Raw genomic sequence first — 22,000 nt, 5'->3', positions numbered from 1 at the left:
GAACGATTTTTATCTTTGTGTGAATGATTTTTCATCTTTTTTTCATAATGGTATAATAATGATATAAGGAGAGTATTACGTATTGGTTGTTATAAAGAGGGGAGAATTTATGCTGCATGTTTGAACAAATCATCACAACTGATGGCATCATTTTACTACTCGCATTATTATTTATTGTAGGTGTATTAACGACAAAGTTTTCAAGCCGTCTGGGAGTTCCAGCGCTCGTGCTCTTTATTGTCGTCGGTATGTTAGCGGGAAGTGATGGACTTGGTCTTATTTATTTTGATAATCCACAGCATGCCCAGTTGATTGGTATGATTGCCCTTGTCATCATTTTGTTTGAAGGTGGTATGCAAACAAAATGGACGACGGTTCGCCCGGTTGTTGCCCCTTCACTTATACTTGCAACAGTCGGTGTCTTGTTGACAACCGCGCTCGTTTCTGTCGCTGCAATGATGATCTTGAATGTCACTTGGTTGGAAGGGCTGTTGTTCGGTGCGATTGTTGGGTCCACCGATGCGGCAGCGGTTTTTGCTTCTTTAAAAAACCAAAATATTAAAGATAACCTAGAGGCGACACTTGAAGCAGAGTCAGGTACGAACGATCCGATGGCGATGTTTTTGACGATCGGACTTGTTGAATGGATTACCTTCGGTGGAGAAGGCTTTTTCGGTTTAGTAGGTTCCTTTTTATGGCAAATGGGAATGGGTCTTGTCGCAGGATTAGCACTTGGTTGGGTAGCTTCCTGGTCGATTAATCGTGTCAATTTAGATTCAGGAGGTTTATATCCTGTTTTCGCGCTAGGATTTGCGTTATTTACATATAGTGTCGTTTCTCTTAGTGAAGCAAGTGGGCTACTCGCAGTCTATGTAGCGGCGCTCGTGATTGGAAATTCCGATTTAACATATCGACATTCTATTTTCCGTTTTAATGAAGGCTTCGCCTGGATGATGCAAATCACAATGTTTGTGATCCTCGGTTTACTCGTTTTCCCTGTGCAATTATTTACATTCGATGTCATATGGAGAGGTATTTTACTAGCGATTATTTTAATGTTTATCGCACGTCCCGTCGCTGTATTTTTATCAACAATCGGTTTTGGCTTTGGGTTAAAGGAACGTGTTTTTATCTCTTGGGCTGGTTTGCGCGGAGCAGTCCCAATCGTATTAGCGACATACCCAATGGTTGCAGGTTATGAGTCGAGTCAACTCTTTTTCAATGTCGTTTTCTTCGTTGTACTAGCATCAGCACTCGTACAAGGTTCAACGATTTCAACATTTGCAGAGAAGTTAGGCTTAACAGGACCGAAAAAAGTCACCCCTTTCCATTCTTTGGAGTTAGTTTCAATTGGGCAAGCCAATGCGGAGATCATTGAATATCACGTGCCAGAAGACGCGGCAGTTGTCGGTCGCTCTTTGACTGATATTGAATTTCCTGATGATGTGCTGATTAATGCGGTCATTCGAGATGGAGATTTGATCACCCCCTATGGTGAAACGGTCATCCATGGCGGTGATATCTTGTATATTCTCGTATCGCGCAAGAGTTTGAAGAAGTTAAAGCGTATGTTGAATGATAAGAAAGGTCGACGTGCCAAAGGATAAACAAAAATGTAAAAGGTTCAAAAACCTAAATATCAGTGACAAATTGAGTAGGTTGAAGTAGGATCTTTTGTATGGAAAAAGAAATCTTATATAGAGGGGTCCGTGAATATGAGAGAAGAAAAAGTATTTGTTTTCGGCCATCAAAGTCCAGATACAGATTCGATTTGTTCGGCGATCGTTTATACACATTTGAAAAAAGTATTAGGATTAAATGCTGAACCCGTACGCCTTGGTGAAATAAATAAAGAAACAGAGTATGTTTTGAATTATTTTGAGGTTGAAGAACCTCAGCTTCGAGATGAAGTATCTGAGGAAGTCAGCCAAGTTATTTTAGTTGATCACAATGAACGTCAACAAAGTGTCTCAGACTTAGATAAGGTACAAATTCTTGAAGTGATTGATCACCATCGTATTGCAAACTTTGAAACAGAAAGTCCACTTTATTATCGAGCAGAACCGGTAGGATGTACGACGACGATCTTGTACAAGTTATTCAAAGAGCAGCAAGTTGAGATAGAACCGAAAATCGCAGGATTAATGTTGTCAGCGATCATTTCTGATACTTTGTTATTTAAATCGCCAACGTGTACACCGGAAGATGAAAAAGTTGCACAAGAGTTAGCTTCTATCGCAAATGTGAACTTAGAAGAATATGGGCTAGACATGTTGAAAGCTGGCGCAGATATGCAAGGAAAATCTATCGAAGAAATACTTACGATGGACAAGAAAGAATTTTCGATGGGAGAACATAAAGTACAAGTCGCACAAGTTAATGTGATCGATGAGAATGATATCTTGATTCGTAAAAAAGAAGTAGAAGAAGAGATGAATCGTTCTGTTGATGGGAATGAACTCGATTTGTTCGTTCTAGCGGTGACAAATATTCTGTCCAACAACACCGTTGCGTTAGCTGTGGGTGAGCAACAACAAGCAGTCGAAAAAGCGTTTGATGTTTCACTGGAAGATGGTCAAGCGACACTTGAAGGTGTTGTTTCCCGCAAAAAGCAGATTGTTCCGCAGTTAACACAAGTGTTGTCCTAACAATAGGAGGATAGAAAAAGATCCCTTTTTAATGAGGGATCTTTTTTTATCCGAACATTTGAAAGCCGAATATAAAATGTAGAACAAGAAACGTGGTTACCATCATTGTTAGTCCTAAAGCAAGCCCCTTTAGCGCTTCACGAACATGAATCGCTTCAATTTCCTCATCGTAAGGTTGTTCGTTTCGCGTATTACGCATCTTTTATCACCACCATTGGGATGTTTTGTAGGTAGTATGTACAGGTTAGGGGTGAAACATGCAGTTTGTGGGTGGTGGAACTGGGTTTATGAGTGAAAATTGAGTGCATAAGGAAGGTTTATGAACGAAAATTTAATGTTTACGAACGAAAATTTAGCATTTACGAACGGAAATCGACCATTTACGAACGAAAATCGAGTGTTTACGAACGAAATCCCAGTACTTACGAACGAATTAGTACTTTAAGCCTATATGAGTAACTATAAGAAAACTGGAAGTTGGTATACGCGATCGCGATAATTCCCTTTGTATCCAATCGCAACATCTTGAAGAATGCGTTGAGCAGTCATCCGCGATTCCAACCTCAGAAACGAGCGCAACTGTTGGTTTGTGATTGTATTTCCGATCAGCAAACTATAATCTTGCAACGCCCTCATATGGCCATCCTTCGATTTACACCTACAATGGGGGCACGCCCACTTTCCGTAGCTGACATTCATCAATACCTACCCGATTTGCATTTATCATAGAAAAATCGTCAATTCTGGAAAGGAGAGAATGGGCGTGTATCACGACATCAGCAAATTGTTCATGATGACTGACGGCTTTAATCGTTGTACTAGGATCGCTAAAAACGACGAGAGGATAAACAGGCATAGAAGGCAGTTGATGCTTATGGAGCCAATTTTTAAAGTGAAAAACTTGCATGTTTACTTGATGAATCGGATGAGGATGAGCTACTTCTTGACCATTATAAGTCCGTATCACTTGTTCAAAAGTTGGATCAAATGTCACGGTGCCACTTAAATTTTTAACCTCCACAATCACGTAAAAATAAGGAGTGATCAAAACTGTATCGAGTTGAAAAAAGCCACCTTTATCATTAGGAATTCTCAAGTTATGAAGCAAGAAGTGGGGCGTTACAGAGAGGAAGTTGAAATAATAATCAAGGGAATGCTCACCGCGATACCCCTTCTTATACAACTTAAAATCTTTTTCAATATCAGCAAAATGACGGTGTTCAGCAGGAACTCTATTCTGCAAAGACTCAAGCTGATGAATAACGACAGGGAACGAACGTGGCTTATAAATCACATCATCACCTCTTTTTTTAGATATGTGAAGAGAACAATTTTCGTAAGACATTGGATAAGGATATCTTTGAATGGGTGAGGGTAAACAGTGCGGGAGTTCAATCAGAGGGTGAAAACTTATGTATCATTATAACAGCGTAAGCAGACGAGTGTCCCGTCTCACTTACGCTGTTCAGTAAATATTTATAGGAGTAAATCCATCATCGCTGTTGCGATGGAGAAGTAAACCATTAAACCAAGGATGTCATTCACTGTTGTAATGAAAGGACCAGACGCAATAGCTGGGTCGAGCTTCAATTTGTTAATGACAAGCGGTACAATCGTACCGATCACTGTTGCAATACTTAAAGAGAAGAAAATTGAGATTCCGACAGTAAATGCAAGCCAAACGTTTGGATCATAAAAGATTGGTACAATAATCATTAGCACAACCGCACACAAAAGTCCAAGCATAATACCGGTACTAAATTCCCGTAAGATCATTTTGCCGACACCTTTTTTCTCGAGTGTGCCAAGAGCAAGACCACGTACGGCGACAGCAAGTGACTGAGTACCTGTGTTTCCGGCAGAGTCCATAATAAGTGGGATAAATGCTGCTAATAAGACAATTTGTTCTAACGTATCTTCAAATTGGCCGATCACATTTGCGGTAATCATACCGAAAAACATAAGTAAAACGATCCAAGGTGCACGTCGTGAAGCAGCTTTAATAGGAGATACATTCACGTCTGTTGCACCACGTGCAGCGGCGATTTCCCCTAAGTCTTCAGTTGCTTCTTCTTCCATAACATCGAGGATATCGTCAACCGTAATAATCCCGACGAGTTTGTTTTTCGCTGTTACAACGGGTACTGCTAAGAAATCATATTTTTTCATTAAGTTTGCGACATCTTCTTGGTCTTCTTCTGTTGCAACAGAAACGACGCGCGTACTCATCACATCTTCCACTTGTTTTTCTGGATTTGCGATAATTAAGTCACGAAGGGAGACAACGCCTACAAGCTCGTGTTTGGCGTTTGTGACATATAAGTAATAAATCGTTTCCGCATCGGGACCTTCCTGACGAAGTTGGTCGATGACATCTTTAACAAGGTTCTCCGAGCGAACGCTAATGAATTCTTTCGTCATTATTGCGCCGGACGTACCTTCTTCATAGGAGAGCAATTCTTTAATATCTTCGGCATCGTCTTGGTCGAGGCCTTTTAAGATCTCTTCAGCATTTTCGTCTTTCATTTCTCCTAAAAAGTCAGCGATATCATCGGCATACATATGAGTGATGACGTCTGTCGTATATTGTTGTTCTAACTCTTGGATAATCTTCTTTTGATCTCCTACTTCCAAGTCCTCAAATATATCGGAAAATTCCTTCGGTGATAAAAAAGCATATACTTTTTGTCGTTGGTCTTTATTTAAATCATTAAAGATGTCGATCTGATCCATTGGATGAAGTTCAAGGAAAAGGTCACGAAATGCATTGATTTCTTCTGCATTCAGTGCATCGAGGATCGACTTTTCATACTGTTCGCGGTTTTGTTCTGTAAGTTTTACCATCGCGATTCCTCCTTACGAGGACCTTCCTAAGTAACGAGGGAGGGATCCTCATTTTGTTTTAGAATTTCTCTTTTTCGGTTGATTTGATACATAATACTTTGTGATCGGTCGGGACTGGGATCCATCCCTCATCACCTCCTTTAAAATATAAAAAACACCCTCATCATACGAATGAAGGTGTTTTGAGCATACGAGAACAAAGTGACGATATACGTTTCGACACGTTCCTCCATTCGTTGAGCTTTAGCACTGCACGACATAGGTTTATAAAACCAGCTGCATTAGAAAACACCTTATGTCGATGAATTCTGTTAACCCATTGGCGTCTTTGGACATTTTTGGGCAGCAGCGTATCTTCGTACAGGAGCCTCACCTAACGAGGTATAATATTTTTAAACCATATTAAATCGTAAAGCACATACCGTTTTATGTCAATAGTCTCACATTATGTTTAATCTAAAGTTATTCTCTAACACGAAGCCTCGATTGCACATGTTATGAAACACTTCAGGGCATACTTTGTAACTGAGGTGATAAATATGAAGCGTATAGCGGTAATGACTAGCGGGGGAGATTCCCCAGGCATGAATGCGGCAGTTCGTGGTGTCGTCGTTCGCGCTGAAAATATCGGTGTTGAAACAATTGGTATATATAATGGGTATGAAGGAATGATGGAAGGCCGTTTTAAGAAGCTTACTATGAAAGATGTCGACGATGTGATGCATCGTGGAGGTACGGTTCTACATAGTGCCCGCAGTGAACGTTTTAAAACAAAGGAAGGGCAACAAGACGCCTTAGATCAATTAAAAGCTCAAGGAATAGAAGGTCTCGTCGTCATTGGCGGAGATGGTTCATATAAAGGTGCGCTTGCTTTACAAGAAGCGGGTATTTCGGTCATCGGCCTTCCGGGAACGATCGATAATGACATTTATGGCACTGATTTTACGATTGGTTATGATACAGCTGTCAATACAGCGATGGAGGCAGTCGATAAAATACGGGATACGGCATCTTCTCATTTGCGAACGTATGTCGTGGAAGTGATGGGAAGGGATGCTGGTGATATTGCTATTGAGTGTGGGCTAGCCGCAGGGGCGGAAAGTATTTTGATCCCTGAAATCGAAACCCCTATGGAAGAATGTATTGAGCGAGTTGAGCGAGCATATCGCCGTGGTAAGAAGCATAGCATCGTCATTGTTGCTGAAGGGGTTGCTTCAGGAGGAGAGGTTGCTGATCAAATCGCGCAAGCTGTTGATGTAGAAGTGCGCGTCACCGTGCTCGGTCACATTCAACGAGGTGGCAATCCATCATGTTTTGATCGGTTGCTAGCGACGAAGTTGGGTTCAGAAGCGGTCAATATGTTAGCAGAAGGTGAGTCAGGCTATGCTTTAGGCCGGCAAAACAACCGTCTATCAAAACGAAAATTATCAGAGACAGGTGAGGATGTAAATCCAAGAGTTCTCGAGGAAAAGAAAGAAAAATTAACGCTAGCAAAACAATGTGCGATTTAATGGTCAAATGTTTCATTAGAGGGGGAAGTTAGATTGTGAAAAGTTAGCGTAAAGGCTTCTTTCCTCATACCGTCTACATTTTATATAATTTTTTCGTTCTGTTTGCATAGGCTGTCACGAGAGGGGTGTGATAGCTAATGGCAAAGCTGTTTTGGGGTGTTGATTCCGCAGCGAAGGTTGACGAACAGCTATTCAATTGTGTCAAAAGTCAGTTTGGGTCACCCAAGTTTTGGGGGCGCTACCTCAATACGATCGAAGGCGTTAGTGTAGGCTTAACAAAGGAAGAGCGGTCGTTTTTACACACACGTGGTGTTAAGGTGATGCCTATCTATAACAACTTTCAAGCTTCCGTCGGTTTACGTGAAGGAAAGGTGGCCGCTCGTAATGCCATTTTTAACGCACAAAGAATAGGCATTGCGGAGGGGACGTTCATCTTCGCTAATGTTGAAAGGTTTTTTGAAGTAGATGCGGATTGGCTTGTTGGCTGGGTAGAGACTTTTTATAATAGTGAATACCGTCCCGGCTTCTACAATGACCCCGTTGAAGGCGGATTCTCAGATGCTTACTGTCAGGCGATCGAACAAAATGAACAAGTGCGGATTCAATCTGTCTTATGGAGCGCAGAGCCAGAACCAGGCGTGAGTGGTGCGAATAACTATCCAAATTTTGCACCAGAATCCCCGCCTTGTGAAGCGAATGTATGGGCTTGGCAATATGGGCGTGATGCAGATGAATGTCCAATTGATACCGTACTTCTCCAAGATCGATTGTTTGATAACTTAGACTAGGCCTTCATGACAAGAAAATAAAAGGGCACTAAGCGTTTGACGAAGGGGTAGCTGTTCGCTAAAATTTGGACGTATACGTAACCTTCGTGGTTCGTGTCGTGAATGGTTGAAGACTCCTGCAAAAAGTTTAAAACAGGGGTCTCTCTTTTTTAAACGCTTGTTTAAAAACATGTCATTCATGATGTGTCTACTTGTGCACATAGTGTTCTACTTCTCTTGTTAGGAGGCGTTGTGGGTGTCACAACCGCATGTAAAGAAATCACTCATGCTTTTAAGCATTGCTTTAGGTGGTGCACTAGGTACATCGATTCGTTATGCGATTAATGTACAAACCTTAACAACACTTTACCCAATTGGGACAGTACTTGAAAACTTACTCGGTAGTTTACTACTCGGTGTTGTAACAGGCTGGGCACTTGCCCGCGCGATCAATCCATACATAAAGGCATTTTTGGCTACAGGTTTTTGCGGAACATTAACGACGATGTCTACGTTAGCGGCTGATACAGTCTTTTTAGCTGAAGATTTCTCCCTCACATCGTCTATGACATATGTGTTACTTTCAGTTTCGGGCGGTCTGCTTCTTGCCTTTCTTGGCTATGCATTCGGAGTTGGGTTAGCAAAGTCAAAAAGAAAGGAAGGTGAGCAGACGTGAGCCTACTTTCTGTTGGATTAGGAGGAGCCTTAGGGGCAATCTGTCGTTACCTACTCGGTGAATGGGTGAAGGAAAAAGTGAACAACCCATCGATTCCCTTGGCGATGTTGATTGTAAACTTGCTTGGTTCATTGGGGCTCGGGGTATTTTTCGGTGTTGTATATGGAATGGTACCGATGGATGTATATGATGATCCTTTGTTTTTATTAATAGGTATTGGTTTTTTCGGTGCATTTACAACATTTTCAACATTTAGTGTAGAAGCGGTGGAACTAATTCGTAAACGAACGTATTTACGGTCGTTTTTTTATGTCATGATTTCGATTATAGGTAGTGTCGCTTTATTTGTGTTAGGGATCATAGGATTTATCTAAAGGATGAAGTTGTCATCTGATGTTTTTACTAAAGGTCGAGTTTCGGACAGTTTGCGTAGGAAAAGCATTAACCTTGTCTGAACCCAAGGGTTATTCCATTATGGACATGGGGTAGCCCTTTTTTGTATAAAATGACTGGATCATTAACAAGAAGAAGGTACTTTTTTCAATGTAGTTATGTTGAAATGGAAGGACATGGTATACTTGCCGCAGAAATAAGGGTAAAAACGGAGGTGCTGTCATGCCGACAATCGATGATTTTACAAAGTTAGATATTCGGGTAGGAACAGTTCAAGAAGCTGAGCCTTTTCCAGAAGCGCGTGTGCCAGCGATTAAGCTGTTCATTGATTTTGGTGAGGAGATCGGTGTGAAACAATCAAGTGCACAAATTACGAAGCGATACGACCCAGGGGTACTTGTTGGACGACAAGTTGTTGCGGTTGTTAATTTTCCCCCTCGTAAAATTGCGGGCTTCTCTTCCGAAGTCCTCGTTCTTGGTGGAACGCCTGATAAGGATGATGTTGTTTTATTAAATCTTGACGAGTCGGTGTCAAATGGAACGTCAATTTCTTAACGATATGTATAACAAAAGGCGGTGCTCGCTAGGCACCGCCGCGTTTTTTCTTAGTATTCGCATTGGAAAACCCTCTGAAATCAAAGCCCATCAAAGGAAAGCTATTCTAAAAAGAACGGAATCTGCTCGTCATATAAACCAGGAACTTCAACGTGAACGTTGTATTCACCTGGTTCGTTTAGAGGGTAGTCGGTATCGAGCAGGTCGATGTGGATGTGTTGGCCGCTAAAGTAGGTGTAGTTTTGTTCTGTATGTTGTTTGTCATCTTTGTAGATAGTGATGTTGACGGATTCTTGGCCGATTGGTTCGTCTAGTACTAGTAACAGTTGTAGTGTTGCGTTGTATCGTTCGAATGTAAAGTCGTCTTGGACGTCGATGAGTTTCTCTGGTGCTGGGTCGTCTTCTAAATGCAAGTAAACCCCTTCTGGTAAGGGTGGTGAATACGTATAGGTGGCAGCCCAGGTCATCGGTGCGCTAAAGACGATGATGAGTGTGACGGTTGTTATCATCGCAGCTAATCTGCTTGCTCCTGCTGCTTGAAACAAGGGGATCGCTGCCTGAAGTTCCTTTTCTTTGTTTTCGTGTTCAAGTTGAATACGACGTTGGATATGTCGGAAGTAAATCGCGTTTCCAAAAATGCCAACTAAGGCGTGGATGGCAAGGTGACCAATGATAGAGACGAGGACTGTAGATTCAGGTCCTGGCACCCCTATAAATTGTAGCCATGGCCAAAATGAGACGAGCAAAAGGATCAATAGTGATACAAGAAAATAACCTGTTGCCCAGCCGTACATGTGTCGGTATCCAAACCAGACCGGTGCAAAAAGGAAAGCACTCCAATTCCAGCCAGTGAATGTGGCGGGATTTTTTGCTTGTTTCCATGCATCGATGTATGTTGGGCTGTTTGAGCCGATATATTTTTGATATTGTTGTTCTTCGTTTTGTTTGAAGGAATGTTTATGATTTCGTGTCATGCTAGAGCTCCTTTCAGAAACTACCTCTATTCTATCATAGTCCTTTCATAGAAGAACATCATTACGCTTTGAGTTAACGAGTGTGGCTAAAACTTTGGTATAATGATGATGAAAGGAGAAGATAGAAATGAAACAGTTTTACGCATTGCTCGTTATCGCTATAAGTTTATTCGTTGCTGGATGTGCAGAAGGTACACAAGACACGCAAGAAACAGAAGAAGTATTCCCGCATACGGAGATTAACGAACAATTTGTATACGAGCCGTTTACATACCCTGAAGAATGGGATGTCATCACCATCCATAAAGATGTCGACCTGCGCTATCAAGATGGGGATAACCCAGAAAATCACCGCTATGCAGAAGTGCCGTATCGATATACCATAACCTTTGGAGAAGAAGCTGGCACAAATGAGACGACAACTGAAGAAATCGATGAATACAACAACCAACAACATATACAAGGCGAATCCAATCGCCAAGTGTATTACCATGATTACGAAAAACGGTATGCAACACTAACGATGAGCCGCAACGGCTTCATTCATATCCTTAAAGACTTAGACGAAGCCGAACAAATCGAGATCTCAGGCTTCGAGGCATACCTCGCCAAACAAGACAATCAATACCTCGGTAACTTTTACTTCGACGACACCTATTATGATCTCCAGATTTACGAAGACGCCGACGTGCAATCAAAAGAAGCAGCCATCACGCTTTTTGAAATGCTTGTAGGACAAGGTTAAAAACATTGCCAAACAATACTGAGGAAGGGTATATAACCCTTCTTTTTTTTTATGAAGAAACTAAGGTGTTCTCTAAATTCAGTATCACGTTGACATATATACCCCGTTACGGTATATTGGTGTTAGAAATTCATTGCTGTAGAAATGGTGTTTGATCATAAACTAAAGGTGCGACAGGAGGGGGAGCATGTCGAAAGTAAAATTATCGATTGAAGGCATGCACTGTGCGTCATGTGTCAATCGTGTAGAAAAGAAGCTTTCAAAAGTTGAAGGGATAGAAGATGTTAATGTCAACCTTGCGACACATCAAGCCCAAGTAACAGGGGATATTGATGATGAGAAAATCGGTGAAATGATTGCATCGGTTGAGAAGATAGGTTTTGGGGCAAGTCCTTTAGAAGAGGGAGAAGAAGAGGATGTGACGGCCAAGCAAGAAGCGGAGTCCAAGAAATTATTGCGTGATTTCACGTGGGCAGCGATCGTCACATCGATCGTTTTAATAGGAAGCATCCCACACATGGTAGAAGCATGGGGGGCGTGGGTACCTAGTTGGTTATCCAATCCATACTTTCTCCTTGTTTTAACGACGTATGTTCAGCTCGTACCAGGTTGGCGCTTTTATAAAAATAGTTACCAAGTATTAAAAAATAAGTCTGCAGATATGAACGTTCTCGTTGCAATGGGAACAACTTCAGCATGGCTTTATAGTGGTGCGATGACGTTATTTCCTGAGTTTTTAACAGGAGTCGGATTTCCGTATCAGCTTTACTATGATGTCACAACAGTGATTACGACACTGATTTTACTAGGACGCTTTTTTGAAGCAAAGGCCAAAGGAGAAACGTCTTCTGCGATTAAGAAATTGATGAATTTGCAAGCGAAAACCGCGCGTGTTATCCGCGATGGGGAAGAGATGGAAATTGCCGTTGAAGACGTACAAGTTGGTGATGAAGTACAAGTTCGTCCAGGTGAACGAGTTCCTGTTGATGGAACGATTATTCGGGGACAGTCATCTGTTGATGAATCGATGTTAACAGGTGAGTCGATTCCTGTTGAAAAGCAAGTAGATGATGCAGTCATTGGTGCGACGATCAATAAAACAGGGACGTTTACGTTTCGGGCATCGAAAGTTGGAAAAGAGACGATGCTGTCACAAATCATTCGTATGGTTAACGATGCGCAAGGTTCGAAAGCACCGATTCAGCGAATGGTCGATGTCATCTCTGCGTACTTCGTGCCAGCAGTTGTTGCGATTGCGACGTTTAGTTTTCTCGTATGGTTCTTTTTTGGACCTGATCCGTCCTTTATCTTTGCGCTCACGACGTTTATTGCGGTGTTAATTATCGCTTGTCCTTGTGCGCTCGGGTTAGCGACACCGACTGCGATTATGGTCGGGACAGAAAAAGGTGCAGAAAATGGTGTGCTTATTAAAGATGCGGAAAGTTTAGAGCAAGCACATAAAGTCGATACAGTAATATTAGATAAAACAGGTACGATTACAGAAGGAAAGCCGAAGTTAACCGACATCATTTCTGAAAACGGCCAAGCTGAAGATGAATTACTCAGAGCTGTTGCTTCTGTAGAAACGGCTTCTGAGCATCCTCTAGGTCAAGCGATTGTCGATGGTGCAAAAGAGCGCGGCCTTTCATTAGCTGAACCTTCAAACTTCAATTCTTTAACTGGACGTGGCTTGAGCGCGACATTTGAAGGAAAAGAAGTACTGATTGGAAACGATAAGTTAATGAAGGAAAAAGGTGTGCAAGGATACGAACAACAAAGAGATGCGGATAAGCTCGCTTCAGAAGGAAAAACACCGATGTATGTAGCCGTTGATGGAACATTTTCAGGGGTCATTGCTGTAGCTGACACGTTAAAAGAAGATGCTAAACAAGCGGTGAAAATGCTAAAAAACATGGATATTCATGTCGTCATGTTAACGGGGGATAATGAACGAACAGCTGCAGCGATTGCTGAAGAAGCAGGTATTGATACGTTTGTTGCGGAAGTTCTTCCAGAAGATAAATCTTCCTATGTTAAAGAGCTTCAAGATCAAGGGCAAAGCGTCGCCATGGTGGGTGATGGTATTAATGATGCACCTGCACTTGCACAAGCAGATATTAGTATTGCCATTGGTACCGGCACAGATGTCGCCATGGAAACAGCGAATATTACGCTGATGCGCGGTGATATCTTGAGTGTCGTGACGGCGTTTAGATTATCGAAATCGACGATGCGTATGATTTGGCAAAACCTAGGTTGGGCGTTTGGTTATAACATCGTATTAATTCCAGTCGCAGCGGGGCTTTTATATCCAATGTTCGGCCTGTTGCTCAATCCAATGTTAGCTGGGGCTGCGATGGCATTTAGTTCAGTATCAGTTGTATTAAATACGTTACGTTTAAAGAAGTTTAAAACGCTACCTCATTCAGCGTAAAAATGAGATATAAAAGAAGCGGACTCACAGATACGATATGAGTCCGCTTTTAATTTGGGCCGAAAAAAGTAGAGGAGGGGGATAAGTGATGGAGAAGTCTTACCGTGATCGGACGAGGAGGCGCTATGATCGAATAGCACCGATTTATAGTTATATGGACTGTATGATTCGTGATTCATGGCGTGAACAATTGTTTCAGCACGTTCGTCAAGGTGATCGTGTATTGGAAGTAGGGGTTGGTACAGGAGGGAATTTCCCTTTTTACCCGAAAGGTGTCCAGATGACAGCGATTGATTTTAGTGAAAATATGTTAGCTCGTGCCCGTGTTAAGAAAAAACAAACAGGAAAGAACTTGTCTCTTCAACACATGGATGTTCAAGAGATGAATTTTCCTGATCAAACATTTGATGTTGTTATCACTTCGTGCGTTTTTTGTTCTGTTCCTGATCCAGTTGCAGGGTTGAAGGAGATTCGCCGTGTTTGCAAACCTTCAGGGAAGGTATATTTGCTTGAGCACATGAGAAGTGAAAATCGTTTTCTTGGTGTCGTAATGGATTTTGTAAATCCACTTACTGTTCGCATCTCCGGGGCAAATATTAATCGGCGAACCCGAGAAAATATTGAAAAGGCAGGGTTTGTGATCGTTAAAGAAAATTATTTGCTGGGAACGATTGTACGCCAGTTTGAATTAGATCCTTCTAATGATGAATAAAAGAAGTTTCGTGTTGTTCGTGAGGGTGATGGTTCATGTGATTTTCGTTTGGTTCATCACTAGAAGGCAGTGGCGGGTAGTGAATAAAAGCATATGTAAAAATAAGCAAACCTAAAATTTGTATGATCTTCGTTCTCATAGGGTAGGGAGCGTCTTTTTCTGTCACTCTTTTCTTCACAATATGAGCGAGCACAATGAAAGATGTTAGCAAAGAGAATAGTAGGAAACTATTTACCTCATGAAGTGTCATCATCACTGCAGACATCGCTCCCATAATCGCAGCCATGCTACCGGAAAATCCCCCTTCAATCATAGCGATGGAACTAAACGCATTGCCAATCACTGTTCCGAGAACAGCGCCAGCGAGTAAACTGAGAAGTGCAGCAAAGCCAAAGGATCCATGGTGAAAGATGCCGCCGATATATAAGCCGAATGTCCAATTTAAAGCCATGCTACTAGCCATCGTCACCATCATCTGATCCATCATTGATAAATGCTGATGATATTTATGGCATGATAAGTATAGCCATACGCTAAACAGCAGGAGGCTGATTACAACAATCATTGGTCCACACTCCGTTCCGTAGATAATCACTTTATTAGTTATACTATGCTTGTACAAACAATACTTGCATGCAAAGTTTCAAAGAAAATGAATCTGTGTGTTGTTTTCCATGAATTGTTATAATCAAAGGGTGACTGTTTAAGGAAGGAAAGGTATTGATATGAAAACACAACAATTACCCTTAAATCCACCGTTTTATTATGGGTGGATGATCGTCGTTATCTCAGCTCTTGCTGTGTTCTTTTCAGGACCTGGGCAGACGTATTCAATTTCTATATTTATCGATGCGTATTTAGAGGATTTTGGGTGGAGTAGTACACTTGTTTCTAGTATGTACACTTTTGCAACCCTTGCAGCAGGGAGCCTATTGTTTCTCATTGGTCGTGCTGTTGATCGGTTTGGCGCTAGAAAGATGCTTGTGATTGTTTCGGTGATGTTAGGTTTAGCCTCATTGTTTAATAGTTTCATTGTTGGGCCAGTTATGCTGTTCATAGGTTTTTTTATGATTCGGCTTTTTGGGCAAGGGTCGATGGTGCTTATCCCAGGTACACTTGTACCACAATGGTTTGAGGCGAAACGAGGGCGGGCGTTAAGTTTTATGGCCATCGGTGCGTTTACGAGTGCTTCGTTATTACCGATATTAAACGCTTGGTTAATCGATACGATTGGTTGGCCGATGACGTGGCGTTTTTGGGGGATCCTGTTACTCATCTTTTTTGCACCTCTTGCTTTTTGGCTTGTCAGAAATAAACCAGAAGATGTTGGATTGGTTCCTGATGGAAAATCAATAAACGATGGAAATGAAGGTCAAACGGCCTCGAAGAGTAATGACGATGAGAGTTGGACGGTACGTGAGGCTGTGAAAACACGTGCATTTTGGGCTGTATTATTGGGTGTAGGTGTTCCTTCGATGGTGAATACAGGGATCGTTTTTCACTTTATAGCCATTGCTGCTGAACACGGTATTTCAACACAAATTGCTGCTCTTATCATAAGTTTAATGGCATTTCTTAGTTTTCCTGTTTCACTCGTTGCAGGTTATATTTTGGATCGAATCAAAGTACGCTATGTTTTTGCCTTTGCGTTATTTGCTCAAGCGGTAATTATGATATGGCTTGCGTTTGCAGTATCACCGTGGATGGCCGTGATTTTTGGTCTTGGTCGTGGCGTTGTCGAAGGCTTTGAGAAGATTAGTGTTAATTATGTTTTTCCAGCTTATTTTGGGCGACAATATTTAGCTAGTATTCGTAGTATCGGTTCAACGATGACTGTCGTTGGTTCAGCCTTAGGTCCACTACCTTTGGCGCTTTCCTATGATTGGTTCGGTACATATCAACCAATGATATTAGTTCTTGCGATCCTACCACTTTTAGCTAGCGTGTTCATGTTTATGACACCGAAGCCAGAAAAACAAGCATACATGCAAAGAGAGAGCGCTTCTTAAGAGGCGCTCTCTTTTAATGGGGCAAATCTATACATCTGAAATTCTTGGTCTAGGTAGGTTACTCATTCCTACTCAGTTAAACAACTTAATCATCCACTTTTTTAATCGTGGCATTTTTATCAGCGAAGATAAAGTGCGATTGGCCGAGGTAGAGTGGAAGAGTAATGTTTGAGAAGTTGGGAAGGCCGTTTTCTTGAAAGGTTTTTTCATCTTGATAAAACCCGCGAATGTCGGCAACGAACCAATCGTGATCGCCATATGTATTTTGGTCCCGCACTTCACACTCATAAGCAACGTATGCGTCAGTTAAAATAGGGACACCAAGGTTTTCACTTTCTTGCCAATCAAGTTGTAGTGCTTCTAACTTATCACCATCTGCACCAGTCATTTTTCCTGATTCTTCAATTTCTTTCGCTTTTTCAGCTGGTAGAAAGTTAACAGCATACGCCCCGGATTGTGTAATCAAGTCGTGTGTAAACCGCCCTTCTCCAATTGCGACACCGTAAATTGGTGGGTCAAAAGACATGTAGGAATGCCAACCGGCGGCCATCACATTTTGAACATCCTCGTGCTTTGCAGTTATAAGTGCAATTAATCCAGGATAACAATGGAGTAAGGTTTGATTCGTTTTCGTTAACATATGATCCCTCCTAATCGTCATCTATCTATTATATAATATTTTCTAAACTGGAAATGGATAGGATTTTACGTATTTATGAAAAATAATAAAGGGTGCTAAATGTATCTCTCGTTAACTGTAAGTCGTAAGTCTAGAACAAAAAAGGTTGAACATATGACTTATGTGCATACGTTCAACCTCTTCAAACGGTTAAATATTATTGTTCAAGCTCATCATAATCATCTTGTGAATCGGCTTGAATTGGCTCATCAAGGCCGATATGTCCATAAAGGGTTTCAACTTCTTCATCATCGATAAGGATTTTTGTTTGCTCGTAACCGAATTGTTCCATAATCATGGTAATTTGTTCGGTAATTGCTACTTCAGGAGCAGAACCAAAGTTTCCTTCTAATAGTTCTTCTGAGAAGGAAACAACGGCGATGTCATCCTCAAAGGAGACGGACTGAACGCTCACCCCTTCAGGAAGCGAAGTCGTGTATCCTTCTGGCGTTGCGACCTCGTTTTCATCATCTATCCAAAGGTTAAGAGCTTGTTTAGCACCACCTTCATCATCTGTTACTGTTTCACCAGTTTCCATTTTGTAAATATCCATGAGTTCATCATCAGCAAAATAAACGATAAGGTTTTCAATTTCACTTAGTTCGTCTTCATTTGTTTCAGAAGCTTGGTCATCTTCTTGATTATTATCTTCATCGTTGTCAGCATTGACTTCTTCACTTTCATTACCGTCTTCAATGGTCGTTTCTTCTTCCAAATCTCCTTGTCCACAAGCGGTAAGAATCATGAAGAAACTTAACGTTGTAATAAACCCTTTCATGCTCTTCATGTCGATCCCTTCCTTTATTATCTAAATATTTTTTCATCTTCAACCAAATTTCTATTTCAAGAATAGCATAATTTTCTTTGCTTGTCTTATTTATATAATAAATTCCATCGTTATGCTCAGTGGAAATCGGATTAAAAAAACGGAACGGGATTACCCGTTCCGTTCGTGCAATTCATTATTTTAGGTCTTCGATGGAATCAATGTCCACATATTCTGGAACAACAAGACCTGTTTGTGCACCTTCAAGGTTTACACCGAGACTTACGATGTCATCTTCGAAGTCTTCTAGAAGGTGTTCGTGAGTGATTGGTAACCACGCAGCAACCATGCCGTCAGCGTCACCTGCTGCTACAGATTGGAACATATATGGTGCTTCAAGTGGTGTAATCGTCACATCATAGCCAAGATCTTCTAAAACTTGTGCAACAACGTTTGTAGATGCAATTTCAGAATCCCAAGCTACGTATACGAGCTCGATCTCTTCGCCGTCTACTGCGTCAAGGCCATTTGTCCATTCAGAAACCATGTCTTCATTAGCGTCTACCCAGTCACGAGCTGCTTCTTCTTCGTCAGCACCCTCGTTGATATTAAGCATAACTTCGTTCATGTTTTCGCCTTCCCAGTAGAAGTTGTCAAGAACTTCAAATGCTTCCGGATGATCTTCTTCTAGTCCTTGGCGAGCGAATGTTTGAATATCTTCACCTTCACCGAAAGTGCCTTGTGTATCTTCAAGATACTTTAAGTCGTATTCAGCGAATTTCCAGTGTGGGTTCCAACCAGTAACGATGATAGGTTCTTCGTTATCAAACGCGTCACCTAAAGCTTGCGTCATTGCAGCGCCGGAACTAGTTTGTAAACTCCAATCTTCGAGGTCATATGCTTCAAGGACTTCTTCAGTACTAGCGGTAACACCAGCACCTGCATCGATACCTGTGATTGTGTAATCTACTTCTTCTCCGAAGTCAGAGCCAGCTTCTTCTTCACCGTCACCGTTTTCCTCTACTTGATCCTCGTCACCATTTTCATCGATTTCTGTTGTGTCTTCTTCTTCTGCGCCACAACCAGCTGCGATAAGAGCGAGTGAAAGACCAGTTACTACACCAAACTTCTTCAGTTTCATAATTTGACCCTCTCCTTGTTTAAATTTTCTATGTTCTCCCTTTTTATCCATAAAAGAAAAAAGGGGGAAAAACGTTATTGTATCAAACTTATTTATTAACGGATTGCGTAAGTCTATCCAAAATAATGGCAAGGATAACAATCGCAATACCTGCTTCAAAACCTTGTGAAATATCATTTCGTCCTACTGCATAATAAACTTCACGACCAAGACCATCAGCACCGATCATCGCTGCAATAACAACCATTGATAATGCGAGCATGATCGTTTGGTTAATACCCGCCATAATGGTTACTTTCGCCATAGGTAATTGAACTTTAAAAAGTTTTTGCCAAGGTGTGGATCCGAATGAATCAGAAGCCTCGATAATCTCCGTAGGTACTTGGCGAATACCTAGGTTTGCAAAACGGACTGTCGGTGGCATTGCGAAAATAACTGAAGCCACAACACCTGGTACCATTCCAATACTGAAGAAGGCAACGGCAGGAATCAAGTAAACGAATGCCGGCATCGTCTGCATGAAGTCAAGGATAGGTGTAATGATTGACTGCATGAGATTACTTTTAGACATTAATATACCTAGTGGAACCCCGATGACAACAGAGATAATACCTGCAGTAACAACGAGTGCTAGCGTCTCAATGAGGTATTCCCAATAGTCGATACTTGCAATAAATATCAAACCGATAAATACAAATATGGGTAATCCATAACTATTTTTCTTTTTCGAAATCCAAAATGCAAATGCAGTAATTAATAGGATGAAAAGAACTGCCGGGATTAATCCAAAGACCCATAACCATGTATCGAGCATTACTTCTATAAGGGATCTTACAACTCCGATTAAGCCAGCTGCATTGTCTATCAGCCAGTCGACAAAGGCTTCAACATAGTCTCCAAATGGAATTCTTGGTAACCAATCTAACGTAGCGGCAAGGATTAAACTATTTATTAGCCCCATTGCCGTTCACCTCACTTCCTGATAATGCCGATAATACTGTACTTCGAATAATGATCCCTCTAAGCTTCTTGTTGTCTACAACAGCAATAGGAATTGAAGAAGTGGAGGCGATATCGAATAATTCGTTCATCGGTGTATCTTTTTCGACTCGCGGAATGTCCGTTTGAATCAATTCTTTTAAGTTAGTCGCATTTTCTTTTACAGCTTTAGAAACATCGTCCGCATGTACAATTCCTTCTAATTCACGGTTACGGTTAATGACAAAAATACTAGAAATATTTTCGTCTCGCATACGTTGTAAGGCAACGCGTGGTCCATCTTTTTCCACATTAACCGTTTCAGGACGAACCATGATGTTTTCTGCTGTAAATACTTTAGAGCGGTCAACATCTTCAACAAATCGTTCTACGTAATCATTTTCTGGACTTGTTAAGATTTCTTCAGGTGTACCGATTTGAACGATTGCACCGTCTTTCATAATTGTAATTCGATCACCGATTCGAAGAGCTTCGTCTAAGTCGTGGGTGATGAATACGATTGTTTTCTTCATTGTTTGTTGCAAGTCCAGTAACTCATCTTGCATATCTTTTCGAATTAATGGGTCAAGTGCTGAAAATGCCTCGTCCATTAAGAGGATGTCAGGATCGTTCGCTAACGCACGAGCTAGACCGACACGTTGCTGCATTCCACCTGATAATTCATCAGGGTACTTATCTTCATATCCTTTTAGTCCTACAAGCTCTAAAGATTCAACACATTTTTCTGAACGTTCTTCTTTAGGAATGCCTTGGACTTCTAAACCGTACTCAACATTTTGTAAGATCGTTCGGAAAGGAAATAAGCCAAACTTTTGGAATACCATACTCATTTTCTTTCGGCGAACTTCGCGAAGTTGTTGGTCGTTGATTTGAGCTAAGTCTTCACCATCAACCCAAACATTTCCTCCAGTTGGATCGATCAGACGATTTAGCATACGAATAATTGTAGACTTACCACTTCCTGAAAGTCCCATTATAACAAAAATTTCCCCATCTTCAACTTCAAAGTTAGCTTGGTTGACACCAACTGTCATGCCTGTTTCTTCAAGGATTTCATTTTTCGTTTTACCATCTTGAAGTAACTTGAAGCCATGTTTTGGTCGTTTACCAAAGACTTTAGTTAAGTTTTCCACTTTAAGTTTTGCCACGTAATGACACCTCAATCTTTTTGATTACCTTCTAATGAAATACCCTTATTTTGTCAAAATAAACTTGTTTTCGACAAAGAAAAGGAAAAAGTGATGCGATCAATTAACACTTTTATACTATAAACCGTTTTGTGTAGATAACACAAACAGTACATTCTCTATATGTCGTAAAAAAAGTTTGTTCAGTAAAAACTGTACAGAATAACCCAAGAGTTTCTAAAAATTGCTCCAAATTACGCAGTATTTCGATATAATGACTGACTTTTCAGCCCTTTTTACGGTTTGCTACCATAAACAAAGGGAAAAAGTTGAGGAGGTACGCAATGCGTAGCCAAAGTAGTTATGGAGCAGAATTGGAACAATTGGAAGAGTCTAGAAACCGGTTTATTAGTGAACTTTCTAATCATGTCCATTTATATGGGATCACTCCATCTGTAGGTCGCCTTTATGGGACGATGTTCTTTTCAGATGGTCCAATGACGCTTGATGATATGAGTGAGGCCCTAGGCATGAGTAAGACAAGTATGAGTACTGGGATTCGTGCATTATTAGATGCGAATATGGTTGAGAGAGCTTGGGAGAAAGGAATTCGAAAAGATTTATACCAAGCTGATGAAGATTGGTATAAATCATTTACAAATGTGTTCATTAATAGGTGGCGAAACGCAACGGAACTTAATAGGTCAGCAATTGAAGAAACAAAAGAGATGCTCAATGATTTGTATGCACGCGTTGAACACCCGGAAATTATTGGGAAAATCCAATGTGATCTGGGGAAACTGTCTGATGCCCAAGCCTATTATGAATGGCTAGATGAGGTAATTTCCTTATTTGAAACAGGAGAAATCTTTGATATCGTCCCGAAGAAGAAAGGCAGTCGAAAACATAAAATGTAATAGGGAAATTATTTTGAGGTAAATGAGCGTCATCGAGCAAAACGTTTTGTGATGATGGCTCGTTTATCTCTTTTTTTAAAGGTATGGAAGAGATAAAATATTT

The 22,000-nt window shown here is 41.1% G+C and carries 24 protein-coding genes and 1 riboswitch; of the genes, 13 read left to right on the top strand and 11 right to left on the bottom strand.

Features of this window, described 5'->3' with window-relative positions; translation table 11 throughout:
* The first annotated feature begins 116 nt into the window (after positions 1–116).
* Positions 117–1,607, top strand: coding sequence for a potassium/proton antiporter (locus HNQ41_RS12070; RefSeq protein ID WP_184664692.1), 1,491 nt, complete (start codon positions 117–119; stop codon positions 1,605–1,607).
* A gap of 108 nt (positions 1,608–1,715) precedes the next feature.
* The gene (locus tag HNQ41_RS12065; RefSeq protein WP_184664691.1) at positions 1,716–2,648 is read left to right on the top strand and encodes a manganese-dependent inorganic pyrophosphatase; all 933 of its coding nucleotides are present in this window, start codon (positions 1,716–1,718) and stop codon (positions 2,646–2,648) included.
* A gap of 46 nt (positions 2,649–2,694) precedes the next feature.
* Here HNQ41_RS12065 and HNQ41_RS12060 read toward each other — a convergent pair whose 3' ends face one another.
* The gene (locus tag HNQ41_RS12060; RefSeq protein WP_184664690.1) at positions 2,695–2,847 is read right to left on the bottom strand and encodes a hypothetical protein; all 153 of its coding nucleotides are present in this window, start codon (positions 2,845–2,847) and stop codon (positions 2,695–2,697) included.
* A gap of 120 nt (positions 2,848–2,967) precedes the next feature.
* On the opposite strand from HNQ41_RS12060, the gene HNQ41_RS16790 reads away from it, so the two are divergent.
* A complete protein-coding gene (locus HNQ41_RS16790; protein WP_281394016.1) occupies positions 2,968–3,093 on the top strand; it encodes a hypothetical protein in 126 nt (41 codons plus the stop codon).
* A gap of 14 nt (positions 3,094–3,107) precedes the next feature.
* Here the strand turns inward: HNQ41_RS16790 and HNQ41_RS12055 are convergent, their stop codons facing one another.
* From HNQ41_RS12055 to mgtE, 3 genes are all read right to left on the bottom strand, one after another.
* Complete coding sequence (locus tag HNQ41_RS12055) at positions 3,108–3,284, bottom strand: hypothetical protein (protein ID WP_184664689.1); 177 nt, start codon at positions 3,282–3,284, stop codon at positions 3,108–3,110.
* Positions 3,285–3,306: 22 nt separating this feature from the next.
* Positions 3,307–3,942 carry an NERD domain-containing protein gene (locus HNQ41_RS12050; protein ID WP_184664688.1) on the bottom strand — a complete coding sequence of 212 codons (636 nt, stop codon included), beginning with the start codon at positions 3,940–3,942 and terminating at the stop codon, positions 3,307–3,309.
* Positions 3,943–4,124: 182 nt separating this feature from the next.
* A complete protein-coding gene (gene mgtE, locus HNQ41_RS12045) occupies positions 4,125–5,492 on the bottom strand; it encodes a magnesium transporter (RefSeq protein ID WP_184664687.1) in 1,368 nt (455 codons plus the stop codon).
* A gap of 220 nt (positions 5,493–5,712) precedes the next feature.
* A riboswitch (M-box (ykoK) riboswitch) is annotated at positions 5,713–5,880 on the bottom strand.
* 151 nt (positions 5,881–6,031) lie between these two features.
* Here mgtE and pfkA point away from each other — a divergent pair.
* From pfkA to csaA, 5 genes are all read left to right on the top strand, one after another.
* Positions 6,032–7,003, top strand: a complete 972-nt coding sequence (gene pfkA / locus HNQ41_RS12040) for a 6-phosphofructokinase (RefSeq protein ID WP_184664686.1) — start codon at positions 6,032–6,034, stop codon at positions 7,001–7,003.
* A gap of 137 nt (positions 7,004–7,140) precedes the next feature.
* Complete coding sequence (locus HNQ41_RS12035; RefSeq protein WP_184664685.1) at positions 7,141–7,791, top strand: glycoside hydrolase domain-containing protein; 651 nt, start codon at positions 7,141–7,143, stop codon at positions 7,789–7,791.
* 235 nt (positions 7,792–8,026) lie between these two features.
* A complete protein-coding gene (locus HNQ41_RS12030) occupies positions 8,027–8,446 on the top strand; it encodes a FluC/FEX family fluoride channel (RefSeq protein ID WP_343043362.1) in 420 nt (139 codons plus the stop codon).
* Positions 8,443–8,820, top strand: coding sequence for a fluoride efflux transporter CrcB (gene crcB, locus HNQ41_RS12025; RefSeq protein WP_184664684.1), 378 nt, complete (start codon positions 8,443–8,445; stop codon positions 8,818–8,820). Before HNQ41_RS12030 ends, crcB begins: the two co-directional genes overlap by 4 nt.
* Positions 8,821–9,061: 241 nt before the next feature.
* Positions 9,062–9,394 carry a chaperone CsaA gene (gene csaA / locus HNQ41_RS12020; protein WP_184664683.1) on the top strand — a complete coding sequence of 111 codons (333 nt, stop codon included), beginning with the start codon at positions 9,062–9,064 and terminating at the stop codon, positions 9,392–9,394.
* 101 nt (positions 9,395–9,495) lie between these two features.
* Here csaA and HNQ41_RS12015 read toward each other — a convergent pair whose 3' ends face one another.
* Positions 9,496–10,368 carry a DUF2628 domain-containing protein gene (locus HNQ41_RS12015; protein WP_184664682.1) on the bottom strand — a complete coding sequence of 291 codons (873 nt, stop codon included), beginning with the start codon at positions 10,366–10,368 and terminating at the stop codon, positions 9,496–9,498.
* 127 nt (positions 10,369–10,495) lie between these two features.
* Between HNQ41_RS12015 and HNQ41_RS12010 the strand changes: the two genes are divergently transcribed.
* The 3 genes from HNQ41_RS12010 to HNQ41_RS12000 all read left to right on the top strand — a co-directional run bounded on the left by HNQ41_RS12010 (position 10,496) and on the right by HNQ41_RS12000 (position 14,259).
* A complete protein-coding gene (locus HNQ41_RS12010; protein WP_184664681.1) occupies positions 10,496–11,113 on the top strand; it encodes a hypothetical protein in 618 nt (205 codons plus the stop codon).
* A 187-nt stretch (positions 11,114–11,300) separates the two neighbouring features.
* Positions 11,301–13,547: a heavy metal translocating P-type ATPase gene (locus HNQ41_RS12005; protein WP_184664680.1), complete on the top strand. Its 2,247-nt coding sequence runs from the start codon at positions 11,301–11,303 to the stop codon at positions 13,545–13,547.
* 88 nt (positions 13,548–13,635) lie between these two features.
* Positions 13,636–14,259: a class I SAM-dependent methyltransferase gene (locus HNQ41_RS12000; RefSeq protein WP_184664744.1), complete on the top strand. Its 624-nt coding sequence runs from the start codon at positions 13,636–13,638 to the stop codon at positions 14,257–14,259.
* Here HNQ41_RS12000 and HNQ41_RS11995 read toward each other — a convergent pair.
* Positions 14,246–14,824 (bottom strand): hypothetical protein, encoded by a 579-nt coding sequence (locus HNQ41_RS11995; protein WP_184664679.1) that lies wholly within the window; start codon positions 14,822–14,824, stop codon positions 14,246–14,248. The genes HNQ41_RS12000 and HNQ41_RS11995 overlap by 14 nt on opposite strands.
* A gap of 160 nt (positions 14,825–14,984) precedes the next feature.
* Here HNQ41_RS11995 and HNQ41_RS11990 point away from each other — a divergent pair, with 160 nt between their 5' ends.
* Positions 14,985–16,268, top strand: a complete 1,284-nt coding sequence (locus HNQ41_RS11990) for an MFS transporter (RefSeq protein ID WP_184664678.1) — start codon at positions 14,985–14,987, stop codon at positions 16,266–16,268.
* Between the two features lie 85 nt (positions 16,269–16,353).
* Here HNQ41_RS11990 and HNQ41_RS11985 read toward each other — a convergent pair whose 3' ends face one another.
* The 5 genes from HNQ41_RS11985 to HNQ41_RS11965 form a co-directional block, all read right to left on the bottom strand.
* Positions 16,354–16,908 carry a flavin reductase family protein gene (locus HNQ41_RS11985; RefSeq protein ID WP_184664677.1) on the bottom strand — a complete coding sequence of 185 codons (555 nt, stop codon included), beginning with the start codon at positions 16,906–16,908 and terminating at the stop codon, positions 16,354–16,356.
* A gap of 196 nt (positions 16,909–17,104) precedes the next feature.
* Positions 17,105–17,734 carry a GerMN domain-containing protein gene (locus HNQ41_RS11980; RefSeq protein WP_184664676.1) on the bottom strand — a complete coding sequence of 210 codons (630 nt, stop codon included), beginning with the start codon at positions 17,732–17,734 and terminating at the stop codon, positions 17,105–17,107.
* A gap of 175 nt (positions 17,735–17,909) precedes the next feature.
* Positions 17,910–18,854 carry a glycine betaine ABC transporter substrate-binding protein gene (locus HNQ41_RS11975; RefSeq protein WP_184664675.1) on the bottom strand — a complete coding sequence of 315 codons (945 nt, stop codon included), beginning with the start codon at positions 18,852–18,854 and terminating at the stop codon, positions 17,910–17,912.
* 88 nt (positions 18,855–18,942) lie between these two features.
* On the bottom strand, positions 18,943–19,815 hold the full coding sequence (locus HNQ41_RS11970) for an ABC transporter permease (protein ID WP_184664674.1): 873 nt from the start codon (positions 19,813–19,815) through the stop codon (positions 18,943–18,945).
* Positions 19,799–21,001 carry a betaine/proline/choline family ABC transporter ATP-binding protein gene (locus HNQ41_RS11965; RefSeq protein WP_184664673.1) on the bottom strand — a complete coding sequence of 401 codons (1,203 nt, stop codon included), beginning with the start codon at positions 20,999–21,001 and terminating at the stop codon, positions 19,799–19,801. Before HNQ41_RS11965 ends, HNQ41_RS11970 begins: the two co-directional genes overlap by 17 nt.
* Before the next feature lie 323 nt (positions 21,002–21,324).
* Between HNQ41_RS11965 and HNQ41_RS11960 the strand changes: the two genes are divergently transcribed.
* Positions 21,325–21,897, top strand: coding sequence for a GbsR/MarR family transcriptional regulator (locus HNQ41_RS11960; protein ID WP_184664672.1), 573 nt, complete (start codon positions 21,325–21,327; stop codon positions 21,895–21,897).
* Positions 21,898–22,000 lie beyond the last annotated feature (103 nt).

Source organism: Texcoconibacillus texcoconensis (assembly GCF_014202575.1).
GTDB lineage: Bacteria > Bacillota > Bacilli > Bacillales > Salisediminibacteriaceae > Texcoconibacillus > Texcoconibacillus texcoconensis.
The sequence above is the reverse complement of the archived record's forward strand: the minus strand, read 5'-3'. Positions and strand labels throughout refer to the sequence as shown.